Consider the following 21,324-nt stretch of genomic DNA (forward strand, 5'->3'; position numbering starts at 1 on the left):
CAATTTGTTACAATAATAAATTATTTTTCGATAGCTGTCAATTTTTTTTATTTACTTGTGCCTTTGTTTTATTACGATACATGAATAAAGAGTTTCACCAACTGGAAAATAACATTGCGGGCGAAGGTTTTTTACCGGGCCTTGCTATAGATACGGTTATTTTTGGTTTTCATGACAACCAGTTAAAGGTATTGCTGCTGGCTTATAAAAACACCGGGCTATATGCGCTTCCCGGAGGCTTTATTCATGATAATGAAGATGTGAACGAAGCGGCGCGGCGGGTACTTCAAAGCCGTACTGCCTTAACCAACATCTACCTGGAACAGTTTTATGTTTTTGGCAATTACAGCCGTTATGATCCCGGGCCGCTCAGGGACATCATGCAAGCCCGTGGCTACAACCCGCCTGCTGATCACTGGTTATTAAAGCGTTTTATTTCGGTGGGATACTATGCGCTGGTCGATTTTACCAGGGCCATCCCCACACCCGATGAAATATCTGATAACTGCGACTGGTACAGCCTCAATGAACTGCCTGTGCTGATGCAGGACCATCAGCAAATTATTAACAAAGCGCTGAAAACCCTACAGAATGAGCTTGACCAAAAGCTCATAGGCTTTAACCTCATGACCGAAGAATTTACCATGGGCGACCTGCAATCGCTCTACGAAACTATCCTTAACAAAAAGCTCATCCGCGCAGCTTTTCAGCGCAAAATGCTGGGACTTGGTATTTTGGAACGGGTAGCAAAAAAATGGACAGGCGGCGCACATAAGGCGCCATACCTGTATAAGTTTATTTCAAACAGAGTGCCGGCGGATAATACCTAAATGCCTGCAATACTCTCCTTAGCGATCTGTTTGTGTATTTTTTTGCAATGAAACAATGTCGCAATTAACCCCTTAACATGTCTTGATAGCCCCCTCCTGTGTTAAGGTATAAGACTTAATTTTACTTTCATAAAATCACTCAATTATAAATCTATAAAAACAATCACATCATGTTAGCTATCAATCCTTATTTAAACTTTAACGGCAACACCGAAGAAGCTTTTAACCACTACAAGTCAGTATTCGGCGGCGAGTTTGCAATGGTTATGCGTTTTAAAGACTCACCTGCGGCTGCCAACACGCCCGAAAAAGACCAGAACAAGCTTATGCATATTGCTCTCCCCCTTGCCAACGGCAGCATGCTGATGGGTACGGATGCAATAGGCGCAGGAGGTATGCCATTCGTAACTATGGGTACTAACTTCTCGCTTACCATCAGTGCCGAATCAAGAGAAGAGGCAGATAAGCTGTATAGCGGTTTAGCAGAAGGCGGCAATGCTGTTTCGCCTATGCGTGACGAGTTTTGGGGCGATTATTTTGGCTGGCTTACCGATAGGTTTGGCATAAACTGGATGATTACACACAATCCAAACGCCACCAAATAATAACTTATTGATTTTTTAGGGGACGGATGAATCAATCGCCGTTCCCTAAGAAATCAAACATTGCTATTGTTCAACCAAAAGGTTTTATATACAAACCAAAACAGGCTTATGATAGTAGAAGTTTTTAAAACCAATGTAAATAAACGCCGCCAGGCTAATATGCTTTTGAATGCCATTCACAACACGTTCGGCAACCATAAAGCCAATTTCGATCTTGATGATTGTGACCGGATTTTGCGGGTTCAGTGTGACAGCGGTACATTATGCGCCCACTCGCTCATCAATTTTTTAAATGAATTAGGCTGCCGGGCCGAGGTTTTGGAAGACTAAACCCACTTTTACAAAACAAATTATTTAAAAACAAGGTAGTATCATTAATATAAAGCCAATTATCATGTTAAAAGACAGCAAAGCATTCAGCGGATTTTCGGTAGATGATACAGCTAAAGCCAGGGCGTTTTATGCTGATGTACTTGGTTTAGATGTAAGCGATGTACCCGAAATGCAGGGCTTACTTAACCTTAATATTACAGGCAGTACCCCCATATTGATATACACTAAACCCAATCATAGCCCGGCTACCTTTACCATTTTGAATTTCCCGGTTGACGATGTAGAAAAAACTGTTGATGAACTCAGCGCGCGCGGCGTTAAGTTTGAGATCTACAACCAGGAAAATTTTAAGACAAACGAAAAAGGCGTATTTCTTAACGGCGGCCCCAAAATAGCCTGGTTTAAAGACCCTGCCGGGAATTTTTTATCCGTGATAGAGAAATAGCGCTATAAATACCCGTACCGGGTATAAATCAAGCCCCGTTTTGGGGAATAACAACTACCTGCCGTGGGAATAAATTCCTCGACGGACTATTAACTTTCCGTTAATTTCTTAATTTTTCACAACCATTTTATCTATTAAGCGTATAAAAGCCTACCAAGCCTTTGATTGCGGCTGTTTTTTATTTAAGGAATGTTTTTTGCATGTAATTACAATGAAAAACAAAACGCATTAATTGTCAGGCTATTTATTTTATACTTAGCTGTTAATTAAAAACAGCTGATAAATCATTTCCTTTTCATTAATAACATTTATTAAATTTATATTTTTCGATATATCAGCATTTACAATAAATAATAAAAATACAACAAACTGATTAATAAACAATTGCTTCTCTTTTATAAATAACCCCAATTAATTAAATATGAAAAGAACGCTACTTATAGTTGACGATGACTTGAGTATCTTAAAACTGCTCAACTTCATTCTTTCAAAAGAATATGATATTGTAGTTAAAAATAACGGCATCGAAGCTTTTAGCTGGCTTGAAGATGGTCACATGCCCGAATTGATCATATCCGACCTCCAGATGCCTTATTTTGACGGCCAATCCTTTATTAAAAACGTAAAGATTAGTGGCTTTTATCGTGAAATACCTGTTATATTGCTATCGGCCGCCCATGATCTTGACGCGCAGGTAAGCAACATGCCCTTTAAGGTTGATGCATACATTCACAAGCCGTTTAACCCAACTGCATTAAAAACAGCCATTAATCAAGTTTTACAAGTTTATGAATCACCAAACGTCTGATTGGAACGAAAGTTCAGGTTCTAATATCAGGGTAGCCTATGCCGGCACTCAGTTTAAGGAAATGATTTCGGCAGGACTAAATGAAGGCTTTAAAATTGCGTACAACAACTCTATCGATCAGCTTAATGATTATTTAGGCGAGCAATCTATTTTATCCGTTCCTGATATTATTTTGGTTGAAGTTGATGCTGAAGGCAAATGGATTAAAATGGTTGACGAAGTTAAGCAAAGCTTTCTTCTCAATGGCTTAATTATCGTACTGCTTTCATCGCAAAATGATAAAACTTTAAGGCAAAAAGCCATTAAATTAAAGGTGCATGACTTTTATGGCGAACCGTTTGCTATAAGTGACCTGCGCGAAAGACTTAACTTTTTGGTACGCTTTAAACTGATAAAGCCCAAATTGCTTGAGCTTTCAAAAGTAGTTGATACAGCTTACAAAATGCCGGCAGGTAAACGCCTTATCGACCTGGTAATTTCGGGCGGTATGATGTTTGTACTGTCGCCTGTTATGCTGATAGTTGCTATTTTAATTAAGCTGGATTCAAAAGGTCCGGTATTTTACAAAAGCAAACGTGTAGGTACAGGTTATAAAGTATTTGATTTTTATAAGTTCCGGTCGATGCGTACCGATGCCGACCAACTGCTTGCCAAGCTATCGGCCGAAAACAATCAATATGCTGCCGAAGGGGGCGACAACAAAGTAGCCTTTGTGAAAATCAAGAACGACCCGCGCATTACTAAGCTGGGTAATTTCTTACGCAATTCAAGCCTTGACGAATTGCCACAGTTATTCAATATATTACGGGGCGATATGTCGGTGGTTGGTAACAGGCCGTTGCCTTTATACGAAGCCGAGATGCTTACCTCTAACGAGTGGTCAATGCGTTTCCTTGGCCCTGCCGGTTTAACGGGCTTATGGCAGATCAGTAAACGCGGAAAGGAAGACATGTCTGAACGTGAAAGGAAAAAATTAGATAATTTTTACGCTCAGAAATATTCTATTTGGTTAGATTTAAAAATTATTGCCGGTACAGTACCCGCCTTATTCCAAAAAGAAAAAGTATAACTATATGCCCCTGAAACTAAAGCCCACTTATCTTTTCATAATTGCTCTTTTATTTACCAGCCGCGTACACGCGCAGCAAACTTCATTTATAAGTGACATTAACTATCCTTTTCTTGAAAAACTGATTGCAACTGCTAAAAAGAATTACCCTGAAGTAAAATCCCGTCAAAGCCAGGTTAATGCAGCCAAAGCCGTTTATAACTCAGCCGTGTTTTCATGGCTCGATGGTTTAAATGCATCTTACATTTACAGCCCGAAAACATCTATCAACATTTCGCAGCCAACCATATTTAAAGGTTATCAAATAAACCTTTCGCTAAACATAGGGCACCTGTTTTCGAGGCCGGGAGTTATCAGGCAAACGAAAGAAATTTATAAAGCAGCAGAGTTTCAACAGGCCGAGTATATGTTAAGCCTTGAAGCCCAGGTTAAACGTCTTTACTTTTCATATCTGGCAGCACAGGCCGAACTAAGGCTGCGGGCAAATGCCGTAATTGATGCCGAAAGTGCTGTCAAGCAATTAAAATACGCGTTTCAAAAAGGCGAAACAACTTTTCAGATCTATAATGAACAGCTTACCACCTTATACAGTCAAAACGCCTTTAAAGTACAAGCTGAATTATCGACATTTACAGCCAAGACCAATCTTGAAGAATTATTGGGTACTAAATTAGAAGACGTTAAGTAAAAGATGGAGATAGGCAACTTTTTTAATCTGCTAAAGAAATACAGAAGTGTGTTGATAATAATACCGTTTGTAGCGGTAATCACTTCTTATTTCCTGGTAAAGAACTTACCTGATAATTACCAGTCGCACGCGGAAATAGCCACCGGTATAGTTGACGCCTCCAGCCACCTTCTTGATGAAGATGCGAAAACGAACGTACAAGAGCAGCAGGTTTACCGCGAATTCAGTAACCTGATGGCGATCATGAAGCTAAAGAAACTTATTGACCAGGTTTCTTATTCGCTCATGATCCATGACCTGAGCGACCCCTATCCTTTTCGTAAACAAAGTAAGGAATTACTTGAATTGCGGCCTTACGAAAAGGACAACGTATTGGCGATTTTTAAAAAGAAATTTGCCACCCTCCAACCGTTATCTGTTTACGATAAAACCGAGAACTCACTCATTGGGTTGCTCAGGTCAATGAAATACGATGAGCGTAACATCACAAAAGACCTGGTAATTTACCGTGAAGAAAGCAGTGATTTTATTTCTGTAAGTTTTAATTCGGAAAACCCCCAGCTTTCGGCGTTTGTAGTAAATACATTATGCAAACAATTTATCGACTATTACACCCAAAGCGTAAAGCAAAATGAATCAAATGCTGTAAATTTTTTATCAAATCTGTTAGATACCAAACGTAAGGCACTGAGTGAAAAAACAAGCGAATTACAGCAGTATAAGATTGAAAATGGCGTACTGAACCTCGATGAACAGTCTAAAGCAATTTTCAATCAGATCATGGTTTACAATGACAGAAAATTGCAGGCCGAAAAGGATGTAATATCCAATCAGGGCGCCATTGATGTTATCGTCCAAAAGTTTTCGCCCGATGAAAGAAAATATGTTGAATCGATAACCAACAAATATAACCAGGCTATCACGTCCACCCAGGATCAGCTGCATATACTTGAAGATCAGTATGTACGCAGCGGATTTAATAACAAGTATAAAGAATCTCTTGATTCGTTACAGCAACAGCTCTCAAATCAGATCAACTTAACATCTGATAAATATATTACCAATCCGCTTGTAGGTAAAGATGACCAGGTTAAACAAAAGCTTGGTTTGGAGATTTCCCGCGACCTGGCTAAGTACAGTGTTAAATCAATAAATGACGAGCTCACAAATCTCAATGCTAAATTCTCCCGCCTGGTCCCGTTTGATGCGAAAGTAAAAACCCTTTATTTTGATATTGATATTGCAGGTAAAGAATACCTTGACGTATTGAACAAATACAATGAAACTAACCTGCGTTCGAGCATTTCAATAAAACTGGTCCAGGTTGAGATGGCCCAGCCGGATGTGGCCCAACCTTCAAAAAAAATGCTGCTTATTATATTAAGCGGTATTGGCAGTTTGTTTGCCTGTATTTTCTGGTTGTTTATACTGTTTTACATCGATGATACCATTAAAAGCCCTACCGAACTGGTTAATAAGACCCAGCTACCGTTATTAGGCTATCTAAACAAGATCAGCGGTGAAAATCTCGATCTGCGCAAACTCTGGGATGTTGAGCACCGTGAAAAAATGAAAACCTTTAAAGAACTGCTGCGTTCTATACGGTTTGAAATTGACCAGGAATTAAAAGGGGAAAAAATTTTAGCTATAACAAGCATTGAACCCACCGAAGGTAAAACCCTGCTGGCTATAAGCCTGGCATACTCTTACTCCATGATCAACAAAAGGGTGCTGCTAATTGACGGTAACTTCAATAACGCTACGATCAGTAATACTGCTAAGCCACAAGTATACCTTGAAGATTATTTTAAAAACAGCCAGTTTGGCCAGCCTGAGCTCAGCAGCTCAAACACTACCGTTTTAGGCAACCGCGGAGGTGACGTAACCCTGCTTGAAATTGGCAGCGAAGCCTTTGTTAAGAGTAAATTTGACGAGCTGCGGACTAAATACGATATAGTGATCATTGATACCGCCCCGCTTACCGCACTTAATAAATCCAAAGAATGGTTATTATTTGCAAATAAAACAATAGCGGTATTTGAAGCCAACAGGAAAATAAACAATATTCAGAAACAGCACCTAACCTATTTAAAAGGGCTCGAAAACAGGTTTGCCGGCTGGGTGCTCAATAAAACCGAATACAATCAGAAAAAAGAAAAAGGCTTTAGTTAAACGGGGCGCATAACACCCGTTCATATATTAATACTACTTAAAATGAGAATTGACCCTCCCAAACCACAAAAGGATCCGTTTGAAGATTTAAGTCCGCTTCAAAAAAAAACACGCAAAGCGGCTATAGTATTTGCATTTATCGGGGTGTTTGTGTGGGCTGTAAAGATCTTGTTCCTGTAAATTTATAAAAGAGTTACTACTTCATGCGCGTTGAACCAACAGGTAATACTGAAATTAAGCAAAGCTTTTGGAAAAATCTTCTGATTCAAAAGTTTTCGCATCCGTTTGCCTTGTTTTTTCTGCTGATTATCTCGCTTGTTATAAGTTTTTTAACCTATAAACTTGGATTTATAGGTGTGGGTGCTGTTTTAGCAATAACTATAGGTTTACCTATTGTGTTTTCCATTACCGTTTATCCCGAATTTGGGATTTGCGCACTGATCACAGGTGCATTTTTTATCAATTACATTGCCGAATTTTTACCCAGCGGAGTACCTATCGGTACGCTAATGGACGTAACCACCTACCTGCTTATCCTTGGTTTTTTCATCAAACAGCGTACCGAACAAAACTGGACCTATTTTAAAAATCCAATCAGCTACATGATACTTGTGTGGCTTAGTTACAATATGCTTGAGTTTGTAAACCCTTCGGCCGCATCACGACTGGCCTGGATTTATACTGTGCGTACCATAGGCTTCATTATGCTTATGTATTTTGTTTTTGTTTACCAGATCCGCACGGTAAAGTTTATTAAAACGCTTTTAAAGCTTTGGTTGTTTCTGGATATACTGGCGGGGATTTCTGCTTTTCAACAAGAAAACATCGGCTTTTTTCCATTCGAGCGCCGATCCCTGTATTCCGATCCGATCCGTGTAAGTTTGTTATTCATCAACGGGCATATGCGTAAATTTGCGATCTTTTCTGATCCTGTTACATTTTCATACAACATGGTTATAGGCGCATTGCTCTGTATTGTGCTTATCATGGGCAATTTACCTGTCAAACGCAAAGTATTACTCGGCTTTATTGCTGCTTTCTTTTTATATGTTATGCTCTATTCCGGTACACGGGCTGCCTATGTATTGGTACCTGGGGCGCTTTCTATGCTGGCCGTTTTGAACTTTAACAAGCGGGTTTTAATTTTCACGCTTGTGGCAGGAGGCCTGCTTGGCATATTGATAGTAATGCCAACCTCTAACCCATTGATCAAGCGGTTTCAAACAGCGTTCAACCCCACCGATGATGCATCTTATAACGTTCGTGCCGAAAATCAAAGAAAGATCAAACCCTTTATTCTTTCCCATCCTATTGGCGGCGGTTTAGGGTCTGTAGGCGTTTGGGGCCGTAAGTTTTCGCCAAATTCCATGTTAGCTAAATTTCCTCCTGATAGTGGTTATGTACGTGTAGCGGTTGAAATGGGCTGGATTGGTCTCATCCTTTTTTGTACACTTTTTTTTGTGGTGCTTAAAACGGGGATAAATTTTTACTTCAGTATTAAAAACCCTGAGCTTAAAAACTACTGCCTGGCTATGTTGCTGATCCTGTTTGCGTTCAACATAGGTAACTTTCCGCAGCAGGCCATCATTCAATACCCATCAAATATCCTGTTTTACCTGGCCATATCCATTCTTGTAGTGTGCAAGCGCCTTGACGACCAGAAACAGGAACAATTAAAAAAAATAATAGTACAGGGGCAATACTAATTAATTAAGCAGATGTCATTTGTATCATCCATAAAATCAAATCCCAAATTAAAAAAATTAGTCCACTGGATGCTTATTCCATCCGGCCAGTCGAGGCCAAGGCTTTGGGTTAGGCTGATACTTAACCGCTTTTTCCATCACCGCGGTAAAAACAGTGTAGTACGACTGAATGCACGGATGGATCTTTTTCCATTCAATAAATTTTCACTTGGTGCAAAGAGTATTGTGGAAGATTTTGCCGTGATCAATAACGGCGTTGGCGATGTATTTATCGGCGAAGGATCAGGCGTTGGTATCAGCACGGTAATAATTGGCCCGGTTAAAATAGGCAATTTCAGCATGACAGCGCAGCATGTTGTAATATCAGGCCTTAATCATGGCTACCAGGACGTGAGTATACCGCCCCGCCATCAAAAAGTCACCACACAACAAATTACTATTGATGATAACGTGTGGATAGGCGCTAACTGTGTGGTAACCGCCGGTGTAACTATAGGTAAACATTCGGTTATTGGGGCCGGCAGCGTGGTTACAAGGGATATCCCGCCTTATTCGGTAGCGGTTGGCAACCCCGCCAAAGTAATAAAACAGTATAATTTTACAACACAATTGTGGGAGAAAGCGTAAAACATAATACATGGGTTTATTTAAAAAATTAATAAACAAACACACGCTTTCACTGGCAACAAACGCCGTGTTACCCGTTTTGGGTATGGTCATACTATCACTGCTGGCCCGCCGCTTAAGTAAACCTGCCTTTGGCAACTATGTGTTCTTCCAGATTGTATTTACACTGGCAGATACATTTCGCACGGGGTTCCTGCAAACATCGGTCATTAAATTTTATTCGGGTTCCACACCCGAAAGGATGAAAAATATATCAGGATCTGCCTGGTACCTGGGCTTTATGATCACTTGCGTATTTGCCATCGTAAATCTCCTGATCTATCTTATTTATAAAAATCCTGATGCCGATATAGATATTACGCTTAAATGGTTTAGCCTCATTTATTTCTGCACGCTACCCTCGGCAGTGAGCCTTTGGACCCTCCAGGCCGAAGAACGCTTTGATAAACTGTTCACGCTGCAGTTAATGAACCAGGGAGGTTTCCTGGCGCTGGTGGTTGGCGTTGCGGTTGCGGGCAAATCAAATTTTGAAACAACTATATATTGCTACTTTACAGCTAACCTATTAAGCGGCCTTATTTGCATTATTACAGGCTGGGCTAAGGCAAAAACCATAGTACACAAAAGCTGGGATACAATAAAGCAAATGGCCCATTTTGGTAAATACAGTGTAGGCACATCTATAAGTTCATACCTGCTCAGGAGCTCTGATACATTTATAGTAAAGCCTATGTTTAGCCCCGACCTGCTGGCTGTTTATTACATTCCGCAACGACTTATGGAAATTTTTGAGATCCCGCTAAGGGCTTTCATCTCTACTGCATTGCCGGTAATGTCGGCAGCTGCACAGCGGGGCGACCAAAAATACGTCACCTATATCATGAAAAAATATGCAGGCATGCTTACTATAGCGCTTACCCCTATCGCTGTAATCTGTTTCATTGCTGCTGACCTTATCATTGGGCTCCTGTTCGGCGCTAAATACCAGCATTCTGACGCAGGCAATATCTTCAGGATTTTTATGTGTTACGTAATGCTGTTACCTATCGACAGGTTTTTCGGGATAACGCTTGATATCATCAACAAACCACATCTTAACATGATCAAAGTGTTCCTGATGCTAACAGTTAACGTTGTAGGTGATTTTACGGGGATACTCATATTCCACAACTTGTATGCCGTAGCTGTTGCTTCTATTTTTACCTTTGCTACCGGTGCTATATTTGGTTATTGGGCATTAAAAAAACATCTTCAATTTAAAATATCCGACATCTTTGTTTTAGGCTACATCGAACTAAAAGAACTTATAGGTGTTGTGACGGGCAAAATAAAACGAAAAACGACTAACTGAATAGTAAATTAATGGAGCTTAAAAACCGGCATATCGTAATATTTTCGCAAATGCAGTTTGATAGCCACCTCGAATCAACAAACTATACTATGGCCAAACATTTGGCCAAAGATAACTATGTATATTATGTTGACAGGCCATATACCTGGAAAGATTATATCCAGTTTAAAAATACGCCTGGGTATAAGGCCCGAAAACCGCACTTCTTTTCTCCCAAGGATAGTTTTATCCAAACTGAGATCCCCAATTTAAAGATCATCATCACACCTCCGGTTCCGTCGATCAATTCGCTGCCCGAAGGTGCTGTTTATCGGCTGGCTATGAAGATGAACGAACAGATTGTAGCGGGCAGGCTCAATAAGATAATTAAGAACCTTGGAATAAAGGACTACATCTTTATCAACTCCTATGCCTTTTATTACCCCACCATGCACCGGTTGTTGAAATTGAAACCATTACTTAAGGTTTATCATTGCGTTGACCCGCTGATTGAGGAATACCAAATCCGTCACGGCCTTATCTCCGAAGATATATTGGTAAAAGATATGGACCTGGTGATCAGCACCAGTAAAGAGTTAAGCAACGTAAAAGCAAAGCTTAACCCCAACTCATACTTCGTGCCGAATGCAGCCGACATCAGTCATAGTCAAAAAGCGCTGGACCCGGCCTTGCCTGTAGCAGATATCCTTTCTGATATCCCTAAACCGGTAATCGGCTATTTCGGCAATATTGAACGACGTATTGATTATAATTTATTAACACAGTTATTGGAACAAAACCCGAATAAAAATTTTGTATTTGTAGGGCCGGTTGGTAAAGATTATGAAAATAATCCTGCTTTTAACGCGCCTAATATTTTCAAAAAAGGAGCGGTGCCTTATGAGCAGTTGCCTGCCGTGCTCAAAGGGTTTGATGTTGCAATCATTCCCTTCAAAAAAGATGATGTAAGCAGCTCAATTTTCCCGCTTAAGTTATTTGAATACCTGGGCTCGGGCCGGCCGGTAGTGATCACCGATTTTAACGAAGATTTAGAAGAATTTACCGGCGATAGCGTATATATCTGCAAAAATGTCGATGAATTTTCTGCTGCTCTTAACTTATCACTAAATGACACTCCTTTTTTACAGCAAAAAAGATTAAAAATAGCCGCACAAAATACATGGGAGCACCGTATAACAGAGATCAAAAGTTTGCTGGCAACAAATTTGAACAATAAACGGAAGAGTTAATTTTTAATAACACAAACCTGATGCTTATTAATATAAACAGGGTTTAGCAATAAGACACATGGAAATAATCAAATTCATAGCATCCATAATCGCCATTTTGCTGTTTATATACCTTGGTTTATATAGCCTGTACCTTTTTGTTTTTTCAGTACTCGGAAAATTAATCCCTATCAAACAGCCTGCTGCGGCAACTGCATTCAGTAAATTCATAGTTTATATCTGCGCTTATAAAGAAGATGAAATTATTTTAAACTCGGCGGCGGCGGCACTAACTATCGATTACCCTAAAGATATGTTTACGGTTTGTGTGATAGCCGACTCCATGAAACCTGAAACCATTGTTAAATTAAAGCAGATGCCCTTGCAGGTAGTAGAGGTAGTTTTTGAAACCAGCACCAAATCAAAAGCGCTAAACAAAGCTATTGAAAATACAGCAGCCGGTTTTGATGCCGCTGTTGTTTTTGATATTGATAACATTGCCGCGCCTGATTACCTGCACCAGATCAATAATTATTTACAAGCAGGTCACCGCGTGGTGCAAGGCCACAGGGTAGCGAAAAACTCAAATACGCAGGTGGCAATACTTGATGCTGTAAGTGAAGAAGTTAACAACCATATTTTCAGAAAATCGCAGCAGTTATTTAAGTTTTCGGCAGCCATTATCGGTTCGGGCATGGCATTGGAATACAACCTGTTTGTAAATGTGATGTCGCGTATTGATGCCGTAGGCGGGTTTGATAAGGAAATGGGCCTGTTGCTCACCCGTGATAAGATCCATGTTGCTTATGCAGAAAAAGCATATATCTATGACGAAAAGGTAAGTAACCCTGCAGTGTTCGAAAAGCAGCGTAAGCGCTGGCTTTCGGCCCAGTTTAACCTGCTTAAAAAGTACGCGGCTACCGCGCCGGCCCAGTTTTTCCGCGGCAATTTTGATTATGTGAATGAGATATACCAGATGGCTATCCTGCCGCGTGTATTAATGCTTGGTCTGATGCCCTGTATGCTATTGATCTCCTTTTTTACTCCGGGTATAGGCCCGCACTGGCATTTATGGCTCGGCGCAACTGTGGCATGCTATCTTGGTATCTTAGTTGCCATACCCACATCGTTCTATAATGGAAAACTTTTAGAGGCCATGCTTAAACTGCCGCTTATATTTTTCACCATGTTTTTACTGCTGTTTAAGTTAAAAGGAGCAAACAAAAAGTTTATTCATACGCCGCACGACAATGCTCCTGCAGAACCCGTAAACGACGGGGCAACTGCGAAATAGCGAAAACGAGCGTGATAATTAATTGCCGAATAATATAATTGCATCGCCGAAAGTTGCTTCCCTGGTGATTGCAGTTTGGCTACTTATATAAATCCCCCCCTTAACCTATTAAATGCCTTCAGAAATTATGCATTGATGCCTATCGCTGCTTAAGTTCAATTACCGAGGTAAATGTATTTACCCCTGTACCGGGCTTATGTTTATAATTAAACGCATCGCTGGCACGCGCAATGATCATCAGGCCATAATGTTCATTTAACCCCATAATGGTTTCCTTGTTAACATACCTCACATCAAAATCTTCGGTAAAAAACTCCAGCTGATTACTGTTTTTCACCCGTCCTTTTAATGTACCGAAGTCGTCGCCATAAATGGCAATTTCATTTTGGGTAAACTTGCTGTGTGCTAACGGCCAGGTTAACGATGCCTGCCTGGTATTAATTTGCAGCGGCCTCCCCTTATCCTGTTTACTTATATATAGTTTGTTATTTTTCAGATCGATCCCGATCCTGGTAACGTCATTCCCCATGTGCTTGAGCGAATTGGTAAGCAGCTCAATCAGGATAGTTTTTATCCTGAAACCCGCGTCATCATCAACTATATCTTTCGCAATGTTTTGGATATAGTTGATGATCTGGATAGTTAAAGGATAAATACCTTCAGTTTCATTGTTAAAAACAAACTTTCTCACGGTAGTAAATTCGTTTATGCCCCGGTTAAAGCCTCCTGTGTATTTGTATAGATCCTGAACACCTTATCAAGCCGCACCAATTGAAACAAGGACCGGATATCGTTATTTAAACCAACTACAGCAATGTCTCCCCCGCTATTCATAGTCAGTTTAAGTGCCGATACCAATGCGCCTAAAAAGGAACTGTCAACATATTTTACCTGCTCAAAGTTTACAATAACATACTTATTTCCGCTATTGATCAGGCTAATCAGTTCAGCCTTAAATTGTTCGGCATTTGCCAAATTTGCCTCTTTAAGCTGTATATCCGCAATTAATGCATTATTAAGCAGATGTGTTTGTAATATCATTTAACTTTTTTTTGAATAAATATTAAACTGCAATCGTCAATTTGTTCTCTCGCCTTTTCATCTAAAAAGCCGTCGTATTTTAAGGTTGCAAATGAATTAGCTTTACCAAGATATTTTTCAAGCTCATCAATAAAACTGTTCAGATCGGTTTTCTTTCCTGCCGGTGTTTCTTTATCAATTAATCCGTCGGTTATCATGATCAATTGATCACCAGGCTGCATGGTAAATAAATGTTCGTCAAAGCCGCCCTCTTTACTAATCCCCAGCAATAATCCTGATGAGCTGATCCTGTTAAGCTTATTTTCTACAGAGCTAAAATACAACAGTGGCAAGTCGCCCGCACCTGTATAACATAGCGTTTCATTCTCCGGATCAATCCTGATGAGTGAAAGGGTCGACAGCACCTCGCTCACAACCGGGTCATGATAAATAACCGAGTTAATTTTTTGCATGATACTTTTGGTTGAGACATCCCCTTCCGAAACACATAACCTTACAGCGGCCCTTATATAGCTCAGATAGCCGAATGAAAAAAACCAGGCACCCCATTTTTTACCCATCACATCGCCCAGAATAATAAAAGCAAACCTGTTATTAATAGTTATTACGTCAATAAAATCTCCGCCCGGGTAATTCTCAAACGATTTATGCCAGAAATCTATTTCAAAACCATTAATACCGGGTATTTCCTGCGGAACAGAATATAAATTTAAGGCCATTGCGGCGCTGCTCAGCTCCCTGATCGTGTGCTCATGGCGTTCGCGGATGCTGTTCAGAAAATTATTGATCTTTGAAATAATGAAAACAATGGGCGTATCCTTATCAATGTAGTCAATAGCATCAAGACTGATCCCCGCTATCATGTGGGCATGATCGGTAATCGATGTTAAAAACATAAAAGGGATATTTTTATACTCAGGTACAGCCATTAAACTCTGCCTGAATGCAAAGCCATCTGTACCAGGCATTTGATAATCAGACAAAATCAGATCGGGGATCTCATTTTTAAGCAACATCATAGCTTCCTCTACATTACCTGCCTTGCGGCTAACAAAACCTTCTTTTTCCAAAGCCTGGCCTATAACCAACAAAATCAGCGGGCTATCATCAACCAGGAGTATTTTTGGACGTTTCGGCATATTTGTATATTCAGGAGTTAATTTTCCGGAGTATGGCATTTATAAACAAATATACACCCGTTAATACTATTAATACCGATATAACATCCATTAAAGTTATACCGTCATTTTTTGAAAAATAAAAAATGGTAAACATTTCAAAATATGGCGGCGCCGGCATGATGATCATGGCTAAACCAAGTATAATCATGGTAACTGCAATGGCCACTAAAACCATGTGTTTTAATCTTTCGTGCAACAGGTACTTCTTTGATTCCCGGCTATCAACCTTGTGCTGGGTAAGTAAAAGTTCCAGGTTTGTTACCATGTCGAGCCGGCTTTGCTCCTGATCTAACCCGCTAAAAGCATCAAATTTTTGTGGGTTTGAATTACTTTCAACAGCATTATTTATTCTTTGCTGTATAGCTTTAACCAGTTCTTTATCAATATTCCCCTTTTTCAGCAATTGTATAAGCTCATCTGCTTTTATGGTAAGCAGTGACTCATCATTATTAGGTTGGTTATTATTCAAAGGAATATAGTGATATAATTGGTTAACTTTTACTAATATTAGCCGTAAAAAGCAATATTGATAATAACCCCTTTTAGATGAAAAAAGTTTCTGTTGTTACTGTAAGTTTTAATCAGCCATCCGTTACCGAGGAAATGTTATTATCAATTAAAAATACAAGTACTTATAGTAATATAGAAATAATTGTTGTTGATAATGCAAGTAAAGTAGATCCGGTTCCCGGCTGGAGAGTAAAATACCCTGAAATAATATTTATCCGATCGGATGTTAACCTTGGTTTTGCCGGCGGAAATAACCTCGGGCTTACGGCTGCAACCGGCGATTATATTTTTATGGTGAACAATGATACCGAGTTTACCCCCGGTTTGGTGGAAAAACTGGTTGAGGTAATGGACAAAAACGATGCTGTGGGAATGCTATCACCAAAAATCAACTACTTTAGCAATAAACAGTTAGTGCAATATGCAGGCTACACACCCATGAATTATTACACCTGTCGTAATAGTGTAATAGGCTTAAAGCAAAAGGACGAAGGCCAGTTTGATCATATCACTGCTCCTACAGCCTACTGCCATGGGGCCGCCATGATGATCAGGAAAGAAGCTATCGAAAAGGCGGGCATGATGAGCGAAAACTTTTTCTTGTATTATGAAGAGGTTGACTGGTGCGAACACATTATAAGAGCGGGTTTTAAGGCCTGGGTTTGTACCGATGCGCTCATTTACCATAAAGAATCTGTTTCGGTAGGCAAAAAAAGTAAGCTTAAAGAATATTTTATGAACCGGAACAGGATCCTTTTTATCCGCCGGAATGCCCCGCCGCTTAAAAAAGTATTCTTTTATTTTTATTTTCTGCTGCTTGTGGTGCCCCGTAACCTGGTGAACTACCTCAAAGAAAAACAATACGGCTTTATTCCGATGCTTTTTAAAGCAGTATGGTGGAATTTTACCCACTCAAAAAACAGCCGCAATTTAGGATACCCTATTAACACCATAGCATGAAAATAATTTTAGCGATAAGCCTCTTTATTGTTTTTTACACTTTTGCCGGATACGGGATTTTCCTGTACCTGATCATCAGGATTAAAAGGGCTTTTAAAGGCCGGAAAACTCTTCCTTCAGAAAACCTGGACGAACTCCCTTCCTGTACTTTGGTGGTAGCTGCTTACAACGAAGAATATTTTATTGAACAAAAGATCGGTAACAGCCTTCTGCTTAATTATCCCGAAGGAAAACTAAGACTGCTTTTTGTTACCGACGGATCATCAGACAAAACACCTGATATTATTGCCCGGTACCCACAGATACAATTGCTGCACCAACCACAGCGGGCAGGTAAAATAGCTGCCGTACATCGTGCTATGGACTATGTTGATACCGATGCGGTTGTATTTACCGATGCCAACACATTTTTAAATAAAGATGCATTGATCAAGATCTGCAGGCATTACAGTGATGCAACCGTTGGCGCCGTTGCGGGCGAAAAACGGGTACATATTGATGAGAACGCAGATGCCAGTGCGGCCGGTGAAGGATTCTACTGGAAGTATGAATCTGCCCTGAAGAAATGGGATTCGGAACTATATTCGGTTGTTGGCGCAGCAGGTGAGCTGTTTAGTGTGCGCCGCTCGTTATATCAGCCTATTGAAGCGGATACCGTACTTGACGACTTTATGATCTCGATGCTGATAGCTGCTAAAGGTTACCGCATTATTTATGAACCTGAAGCATACGCTACCGAAACTGCCTCCGAAAATGTTTCGGAAGAATTAAAACGGAAAGTGAGGATTGCCGCCGGCGGAATCCAATCTATTTTAAGGCTAAAAAAATTATTTAACCCGTTCCCCTACCCAATTTTATCGTTTCAATATATCAGTCACCGGGTTTTGAGATGGACTATTACCCCCTTCCTGCTTATATTATCATTTATTTTAAACATTGTATTGGCTCTTAAACCGGGAGAAACAGCCATGCAGGGGCTATTATTGGCACAGGTATTGTTTTATCTGCTGGCATTGCTTGGCCTGGTAATGGAAAAGCGGCAGCTCCGTATAAAAATTCTTTTCATCCCCTACTATTTTTGTGTTATGAACTATGCAGTACTTGCCGGTATCATCCGTTATTTTAGCACGAAGCAAAGCGCTGTTTGGGAAAAGGTGCAACGAAAGCAGTAAAATATTGATTATAAGCTTTAATGCCAACTATTTTGAACAACTTAGAAGCTGTTCCTGCTGATAATTTCAGTGAAGAAGAGATACCGTTTATGAAAGCTACAGCTATAGGAAAACTCTTACTTTGATTTAAACAAACCATATTTAAGGATACAGTAAATAGCCCTTACGCCGTCCTTCCATCCTATCTTTTTACCTTCTTCATAAGTACGGCCGTAATAGGAAATACCTACCTCATAAATCCGGATCCGGTGCACCCTGGAGATCTTCTGCGTCACCTCGGGCTCAAAGCCAAAACGCTTTTCAGTGAGCTTTATGGATTGGATAACTTTGGTATTGAACAATTTATAGCATGTTTCCATATCGGTAAGGTTAAGATTAGAAAACATGTTTGAAGCAAAGGTAAGCCACCTGTTGCCAATGGTATGCCAAAAAAACAGGATACGGTGCGGGTTGCTCCCCATAAACCGGGAACCATAAACCACATCGGCAAAACCCGCTATTACCGGCTTTAACAAGTCGTTGTACTCCGCAGGATCATATTCAAGGTCGGCATCCTGGATAATCAGGTAATCGCCGGTAGCTTTTGCGATACCTGTATGCAAAGCTGCTCCTTTACCTTTGTTTACTTCGTGCTTATAGTATTGAATGTTAACTTCGGGGTTGGCAAGTTTATATTTATAAATGGCTGCTTCAGTATCATCCTTTGAGCAATCATTTACAATGATCACTTCTTTTTCAATATCGTTGATAAGGTTTACCGCTTTAATTTTATCTAAAATTAAATGTATGGTATTACCTTCGTTATAAGCCGGGATAATAATTGATAATTTTTGTATTGTCATTTATTGTATTATTGCCTGATAGATTTTTGCCACAATTATAGTTGTATAAACCTAAACTGGCTTAATAGTTTTATATTTAATAATGCAATTTGTGCTAAAACGAACAAAAAGTTACTTAAAAAAGCCAAAAGTAATCGCCTCACTTTTCTTTTTGTTTGTTTTAACCCTGATGTTCTGGTTTTGTTTGCCCAAGCCCTTATTTAATAGCCCAACCTCTTACGTAATTGACGACGATCAGGGCCAGTTGCTCGGTGCGTCGATAGCAAATGATGGCCAATGGCGCTTTCCTTATAATCCGGCGGTGCCCGAAAAATTCAAGCAATGCATCATCACTTTTGAGGATAAACGCTTTGAGCATCACCCAGGCTTTGACATTGTTGCTTTTAGCCGGGCCATCAAACAAAACCTGGGCTCCAAAAAGGTAAGCAGCGGCGGCAGTACCCTTACCATGCAGGTGATCAGGCTGGCTACCAAGCATAAACGCAACATCTGGAATAAACTGAAAGAGATTTTTATGGCCATGCGCCTTGAAGTAACTTACAGTAAAAGTGAAATCTTGGCTTTATATACCAGCAATGCCCCTTTCGGCACCAATGTTATTGGGTTGGATGCTGCCTCCTGGCGGTATTTTGGCCGTAGCCCGGATAAACTTTCCTGGGGCGAAATGGCGGCTATGGCTGTTTTGCCTAACTCGCCATCACTGGTACACCCTGGCAGGAACAGGGCTATATTGCTCCGCAAACGAAACTCCTTATTGGATAAACTACATAAGGCAGGTATCATTGACAGTACAACCGCTGCCCTTGCCCGGCTTGAGCCAGTGCCCGACAGACCGATGCCCCTCCCTCAACTTACTCCGCACCTGCTGCAACGTTTTAAAGCCGATCATCAGGCTAAGCCCGACAGAGATACCCGCATTACAAGCAGCATCAAATCGTCGCTTCAGCAACAGGTAAATGATATCCTGGAGCAGCATCACAGTTTATTAAAGGCTAACGATATCAACAACATTGCCGCCATTATACTTGATGTTGAAACAGGAGCAACCCTTGCCTATGCCGGTAATATATCCCACCGCGAAGACCCTCAAATGGAAAGCGATGTTGATGTGATAGACGCTCCGCGAAGTCCCGGAAGCACACTGAAACCGCTGCTATACGCAGCAATGCTGCACGACGGGCTGATATTACCCAACAGTTTGATGCCCGATGTACCTACCATGATCGCGGGTTACCATCCCGAAAACTTCGATTTGGGGTATGACGGTGCCGTACCTGCATCGCGGGCCTTATCCCGTTCGCTGAATGTACCTGCGGTTAAAATGCTGCAACAATACAAGTACGAGCGCTTTTATGATTTTTTGCATAAAGCAGGCATCACTACTTTAACCAAACCTGCTGATCATTATGGTCTGTCGTTAATATTGGGCGGGGGTGAAAACACGCTTTGGGAATTAAGCGGCGCTTATGCCGATATGGCTCGTGTACTAAATCATTACAATAAAAACGGTGGCAGGTATGACCCTGCTGATTTTCATGATCCTGTTTATGAAAAGAAGGATGCAGGCAGGCCTGAACTTGAAAAGTCCGGGTTATTGGATGCGGCTTCTATTTATTACACCTTCCAGGCCATGGAGGAAGTGATGCGGCCGGGTGAGGAAATGCTATGGCAGCAATTCAGCTCGAGCCAGCGTATAGCCTGGAAAACCGGTACAAGTTTTGGCTTTCGCGATGGATGGGCAATTGGGGTTACGCCTAAGTATGTTGTTGGCGTTTGGGTTGGCAATACCGATGGCGAGGGCCGGCCGGGATTAACGGGGATCAACACCGCGGCACCTGCCCTGTTCGAAATCTTCAGGTTGTTGCCCGTATCGCGCGATTGGTTTGAGATGCCTGTCGGCGAAATGGTGAAAATAAATGTGTGCAGGCAAAGCGGTTACCGGGCCGGACAATACTGCCAGGACATTGACGAACAGTATGTACCCAAAAGCGGCCTGAAAGCCCCTGTTTGTCCTTACCATCAATTGGTGCATTTATCTGCCGATGCCAAATGGCAGGTAAACGGTAATTGTGAGCCACCGGATAACATCCTCAATAAAAGCTGGTTTGTGTTGCCGCCATCTATGGAATATTATTACAAAGCCAGGAACTATCAATATCATGTGCTCCCACCGTTTCGCCCGGATTGTGCCCAGGCCGAAAATGGAAATACAATGGAGGTTATCTACCCAAAAAACGGAGCCAAAATATATGTACCTCTTGAGGCGGACGGTACCCGCGGCCGGATGATCTGCAATGCAGCACACCGCCAGCCCGGCATGAAGATCTTTTGGCACCTGGATGATCAGTACGTTGGCGAAACCAGGGATCTTCACCAGATGGCTTTAAACCCACCTCCGGGCAAGCATATTCTTACCCTGGTTGATGGCAATGGCAATACTATCAGCATAGAGTTTGAAGTATTAAAGAAATAAAAACACAGC

22 protein-coding genes are annotated in these 21,324 nt (G+C 40.9%); 17 read left to right on the forward strand and 5 right to left on the reverse strand.

Going from position 1 to position 21,324, the window contains the following annotated elements; translation table 11 throughout:
• Window positions 1-80: 80 nt before the first annotated feature.
• The 14 genes from SNE26_RS11485 to SNE26_RS11550 all read left to right on the forward strand — a co-directional run bounded on the left by SNE26_RS11485 (window position 81) and on the right by SNE26_RS11550 (window position 13,136).
• Window positions 81-830, forward strand: coding sequence for an NUDIX domain-containing protein (locus tag SNE26_RS11485; protein WP_321559499.1), 750 nt, complete (start codon window positions 81-83; stop codon window positions 828-830).
• A 170-nt stretch (window positions 831-1,000) separates the two neighbouring features.
• Entirely contained in the window at window positions 1,001-1,435 is a 435-nt protein-coding gene (locus tag SNE26_RS11490) for a VOC family protein (protein ID WP_321559500.1), read from the forward strand.
• 108 nt (window positions 1,436-1,543) lie between these two features.
• On the forward strand, window positions 1,544-1,765 hold the full coding sequence (locus SNE26_RS11495) for a hypothetical protein (RefSeq protein ID WP_321559501.1): 222 nt from the start codon (window positions 1,544-1,546) through the stop codon (window positions 1,763-1,765).
• A 64-nt stretch (window positions 1,766-1,829) separates the two neighbouring features.
• Window positions 1,830-2,213: a VOC family protein gene (locus SNE26_RS11500; RefSeq protein ID WP_321559502.1), complete on the forward strand. Its 384-nt coding sequence runs from the start codon at window positions 1,830-1,832 to the stop codon at window positions 2,211-2,213.
• A 421-nt stretch (window positions 2,214-2,634) separates the two neighbouring features.
• The gene (locus SNE26_RS11505; RefSeq protein WP_321559503.1) at window positions 2,635-3,021 is read left to right on the forward strand and encodes a response regulator; all 387 of its coding nucleotides are present in this window, start codon (window positions 2,635-2,637) and stop codon (window positions 3,019-3,021) included.
• Window positions 3,002-4,090, forward strand: coding sequence for a sugar transferase (locus SNE26_RS11510; RefSeq protein ID WP_321559504.1), 1,089 nt, complete (start codon window positions 3,002-3,004; stop codon window positions 4,088-4,090). Before SNE26_RS11505 ends, SNE26_RS11510 begins: the two co-directional genes overlap by 20 nt.
• 4 nt (window positions 4,091-4,094) lie before the next feature.
• A complete protein-coding gene (locus SNE26_RS11515) occupies window positions 4,095-4,778 on the forward strand; it encodes a TolC family protein (protein ID WP_321559505.1) in 684 nt (227 codons plus the stop codon).
• 48 nt (window positions 4,779-4,826) lie between these two features.
• Complete coding sequence (locus SNE26_RS11520; RefSeq protein WP_321559506.1) at window positions 4,827-6,950, forward strand: AAA family ATPase; 2,124 nt, start codon at window positions 4,827-4,829, stop codon at window positions 6,948-6,950.
• A 42-nt stretch (window positions 6,951-6,992) separates the two neighbouring features.
• Window positions 6,993-7,130: a hypothetical protein gene (locus SNE26_RS11525; protein WP_321559507.1), complete on the forward strand. Its 138-nt coding sequence runs from the start codon at window positions 6,993-6,995 to the stop codon at window positions 7,128-7,130.
• Window positions 7,131-7,153: 23 nt separating this feature from the next.
• A complete protein-coding gene (locus SNE26_RS11530) occupies window positions 7,154-8,656 on the forward strand; it encodes an O-antigen ligase family protein (protein ID WP_321559508.1) in 1,503 nt (500 codons plus the stop codon).
• A 12-nt stretch (window positions 8,657-8,668) separates the two neighbouring features.
• Window positions 8,669-9,283: an acyltransferase gene (locus SNE26_RS11535; RefSeq protein WP_321559509.1), complete on the forward strand. Its 615-nt coding sequence runs from the start codon at window positions 8,669-8,671 to the stop codon at window positions 9,281-9,283.
• 10 nt (window positions 9,284-9,293) lie between these two features.
• Entirely contained in the window at window positions 9,294-10,634 is a 1,341-nt protein-coding gene (locus SNE26_RS11540) for an oligosaccharide flippase family protein (RefSeq protein WP_321559510.1), read from the forward strand.
• 11 nt (window positions 10,635-10,645) lie between these two features.
• Entirely contained in the window at window positions 10,646-11,863 is a 1,218-nt protein-coding gene (locus SNE26_RS11545; protein ID WP_321559511.1) for a glycosyltransferase, read from the forward strand.
• 58 nt (window positions 11,864-11,921) lie between these two features.
• Window positions 11,922-13,136: a glycosyltransferase family 2 protein gene (locus SNE26_RS11550; protein ID WP_321559512.1), complete on the forward strand. Its 1,215-nt coding sequence runs from the start codon at window positions 11,922-11,924 to the stop codon at window positions 13,134-13,136.
• 139 nt (window positions 13,137-13,275) lie between these two features.
• Here SNE26_RS11550 and SNE26_RS11555 read toward each other — a convergent pair whose 3' ends face one another.
• Genes SNE26_RS11555 through SNE26_RS11570 form a run of 4 tightly spaced genes read right to left on the reverse strand, consistent with a single transcriptional unit; the run spans window position 13,276 to window position 15,827 of the window.
• Window positions 13,276-13,827 carry a hypothetical protein gene (locus SNE26_RS11555; RefSeq protein WP_321559513.1) on the reverse strand — a complete coding sequence of 184 codons (552 nt, stop codon included), beginning with the start codon at window positions 13,825-13,827 and terminating at the stop codon, window positions 13,276-13,278.
• Window positions 13,828-13,841: 14 nt separating this feature from the next.
• Window positions 13,842-14,177, reverse strand: coding sequence for an STAS domain-containing protein (locus SNE26_RS11560; RefSeq protein ID WP_321559514.1), 336 nt, complete (start codon window positions 14,175-14,177; stop codon window positions 13,842-13,844).
• Window positions 14,174-15,316: a fused response regulator/phosphatase gene (locus SNE26_RS11565; RefSeq protein WP_321559515.1), complete on the reverse strand. Its 1,143-nt coding sequence runs from the start codon at window positions 15,314-15,316 to the stop codon at window positions 14,174-14,176. The genes SNE26_RS11560 and SNE26_RS11565 overlap by 4 nt, the downstream gene beginning before the upstream one ends.
• A gap of 10 nt (window positions 15,317-15,326) precedes the next feature.
• Window positions 15,327-15,827, reverse strand: a complete 501-nt coding sequence (locus SNE26_RS11570) for a hypothetical protein (protein ID WP_321559516.1) — start codon at window positions 15,825-15,827, stop codon at window positions 15,327-15,329.
• A gap of 77 nt (window positions 15,828-15,904) precedes the next feature.
• On the opposite strand from SNE26_RS11570, the gene SNE26_RS11575 reads away from it, so the two are divergent.
• Together SNE26_RS11575 and SNE26_RS11580 are read left to right on the forward strand one after the other, a co-directional pair.
• Complete coding sequence (locus SNE26_RS11575) at window positions 15,905-16,828, forward strand: glycosyltransferase family 2 protein (RefSeq protein ID WP_321559517.1); 924 nt, start codon at window positions 15,905-15,907, stop codon at window positions 16,826-16,828.
• Window positions 16,825-18,000, forward strand: coding sequence for a glycosyltransferase family 2 protein (locus SNE26_RS11580; RefSeq protein WP_321559518.1), 1,176 nt, complete (start codon window positions 16,825-16,827; stop codon window positions 17,998-18,000). Before SNE26_RS11575 ends, SNE26_RS11580 begins: the two co-directional genes overlap by 4 nt.
• 116 nt (window positions 18,001-18,116) lie before the next feature.
• Here SNE26_RS11580 and SNE26_RS11585 read toward each other — a convergent pair whose 3' ends face one another.
• Window positions 18,117-18,842 carry a glycosyltransferase family 2 protein gene (locus SNE26_RS11585; RefSeq protein ID WP_321559519.1) on the reverse strand — a complete coding sequence of 242 codons (726 nt, stop codon included), beginning with the start codon at window positions 18,840-18,842 and terminating at the stop codon, window positions 18,117-18,119.
• A gap of 169 nt (window positions 18,843-19,011) precedes the next feature.
• Between SNE26_RS11585 and pbpC the strand changes: the two genes are divergently transcribed.
• Complete coding sequence (gene pbpC / locus SNE26_RS11590) at window positions 19,012-21,315, forward strand: penicillin-binding protein 1C (protein WP_321559520.1); 2,304 nt, start codon at window positions 19,012-19,014, stop codon at window positions 21,313-21,315.
• Window positions 21,316-21,324: the final 9 nt, after the last annotated feature.

The sequence above is a fragment of the Mucilaginibacter sp. cycad4 genome (assembly GCF_034263275.1).
Classification (GTDB): domain Bacteria; phylum Bacteroidota; class Bacteroidia; order Sphingobacteriales; family Sphingobacteriaceae; genus Mucilaginibacter.